Genomic DNA, 2,562 nt, shown 5'->3' with positions numbered 1-2,562 from the left:
GAGCCTCATAAGTAATATCCAAAACATGCGTGGTGGGATTCGCAATAATTACATTGGGCTCAGCATAAGCAGAGGGTGTAATCCTATCTTCTAATAAAAACAAGGAAGGCCTGAAAAAACTGTTCTTTTTCTTCTTAATGTTCATCGCATATTCCCCTTAAAAGAGCGCAAGTAATTTATGGTTAGTTTATAGAGCGAGTAAATCTTCTATTAATTACAATGGCATTAGATTGGGCAATTTACACCTGTCTTGGCGAAATTCATTAATTCTTCACAAATTTGCCAAATGGGGTATTGACACGGCTGAAGCTTGTACACCATCAAGCGAGGCACTTGTATAACAACCTTAACTTTTTGGCTCATTGCATGTTGCAAGAATGAGCCTTGGGATAGGCTAGGAGATGGCTGAAACCATACACACTCCCGCCTAAGGTAGTTTTATCGTAGTATAACCCAATAGGTTAATGTAAGGGTTGCAGGTGCGAAATGACTCGTCAAAGAAACATATTCCCATTAATCATCTTGAGTACCATGAGCATACTGGCTCTGGTCGCATGGGCAGATTCCCCCAAGACAACCTTGCCATCTCCTTCGCAATCAGGCCGGTTTACTCTCGTCATCAAGTCGGGCGACTTTGACCGAGTGGCTCAGGTACACATCCCCAAAGGATATAAGCCAGACGCCAAACTACCTTTAGTGCTGTTGCTTCACGGCGGCGGCGGGAGCGGAACCACCACATTGGTTAAGGACGGCTGGGCGACACTGGCTGATAAGGAAGGCTTTCTGATTGTTGCACCAGAAGGTCTTGGCGCTATGCCCAAACTACCAACCAACTTCAAGACGAACCCGGCCCAATGGAACTCCGGTCAACTCAACTTACGTTCACCAAGAGCAGCGATTGATGACGTGGCATTCATCCGACAACTTTTAGACGATTTGAAGAAAAAGCTGCCTTATGACGAGAGCCGGGTTTTTTCCACCGGCCACAGTAATGGAGGCGGTATGACATTTCGTTTGGCAGCAGAACTCTCCGATCGCTTCTGCGCAATCGGAATGGTTGCTGGACGAATGGCTGTCGATAACCCGAAGCCCAAGAAGCCATTGCCAACGCTCTACATTATCGGAACCAATGATCCATTGATGCCGCTCGCCGGGGGTGAAGTTAAGTCGCCTTGGGGAAGTTGGAGCAATCGCCCCGTCGTCGAACAATTGGAAAAATGGGCCGAAGCCATCGGATGCGAGAAAGAGCAGAAGGTTCTTTCAGAGAAAGATGACTTGCGTAAGATCGAGTACCTTTCGAAAAACAATGGGCCAAAGCTCTCGGTTATTTACCTCAAAGGCCACGGCCATCATTGGCCGGGAGCCATACAAACACTTCCCGAAAGCATGATCGGCCCGATCAAGAGCAAGCTCAATGCGACCGATACGATCTGGGAGTTCTTCCAAAAGCATTCTCAAGTCATCCTACCGCAAAAACCGGAACTAAAATCCGACAACGGTAGCCGCCCCAGCTTGAATTGGACGACACCGCCAGTCAAGGCTCAACGGGTGCAGTACCAAACCTTCTACAGTGCCACGGCCAAGTCGAAAGTGAGTTACCATATCTATGCGCCGGAAGCTTACGAGAAGGAAAAAGATTGCCGTCTTCCAGTGCTGTACTGGCTACACGGTACGGGCGAGGGATTGGCAGGGATCAAGCCACTCAGCGAGTTTTTTGACGATGCAATCCGCAAGGAGAAGATTCCGCCGATGCTGGTTGTTTTCCCCAATGGCCTTACCAATAGCATGTGGTGCGACTCGAAAGACGGCAAGGTACCGATGGAAACCATACTCATCAAGGAACTAATTCCTGAAATTGATAAGACGTTCCGTACCGTTGCGAAACGTGACGGACGCATGCTCGAAGGCTTCAGCATGGGCGGTTACGGAGCAGGCCGACTGGGGGTCATCCACACAGATTTATTCGGCGCAGTTTCAATCCTCGCCGGGGGACCATTAGACCTAGAATTCCAAGGTCCACGGGCCAAAGGCAACCCGGCCGAGAGGGAACGGATTCTAAAAGACACATTCGGGAACGATCTCGACTACTTCAAGGCACAAAGCCCGCTAACGATAGCTGAGAAGAACGCCGCCGCCATCATTGGCAAATTGAAAATACGGGTGGCGGTTGGTTCGCGTGACTTTACAGCGGACCTTAACCGGGCATATTCTGAACATCTCAAAAAGTTAAAAATCGATCACCAATTGACTGTGGTGCCAGGGGTAGCCCATGAAACGATGCCACTCCTTAAAGGCTTGGGCGAGGCCAATTGGGATTTCTACCGTGCGACGTTCGGAAAGAAATGATGAGTCATTGCGGGGCTGTTCAATCGATGGCTTCTCAACACCTATCATGATTCCTGTACCCACATTTTTTACTAATGCGGTAGTGTAAAGTATCAATCCTGCGACAGGCTAAGAAATTGGAGCTATGATACCAAGGATGGCATTTTGGTTATTTGCCGGGGTTGAGTGCGTCTTCAAGTGTTTTTCGCACTAATTCTTCGTGAATTTTCTGCACCA

The 2,562-nt window shown here is 48.6% G+C and carries 1 protein-coding gene; it reads left to right on the top strand.

Annotated elements, in window-relative coordinates; translation table 11 throughout:
* The first annotated feature begins 486 nt into the window (after nucleotides 1–486).
* Nucleotides 487–2,346 (top strand): alpha/beta hydrolase-fold protein, encoded by a 1,860-nt coding sequence (locus tag WCO51_12280; protein ID MEI6514030.1) that lies wholly within the window; start codon nucleotides 487–489, stop codon nucleotides 2,344–2,346.
* The last annotated feature ends 216 nt before the right edge of the window (nucleotides 2,347–2,562 follow it).

Source organism: bacterium (genome assembly GCA_037131655.1).
Lineage (GTDB): Bacteria > Armatimonadota > Fimbriimonadia > Fimbriimonadales > JBAXQP01 > JBAXQP01.
Note: the sequence above shows the minus strand (reverse complement) of the source record. Positions and strands in the feature narration are given on the sequence as shown.

Excerpts from the sequence above, each read along its gene's own strand:
- WCO51_12280 (MEI6514030.1), top strand. The coding sequence starts at position 487 with ATGACTCGTCAAAGAAACATATTCCCATTAATCATCTTGAGTACCATG.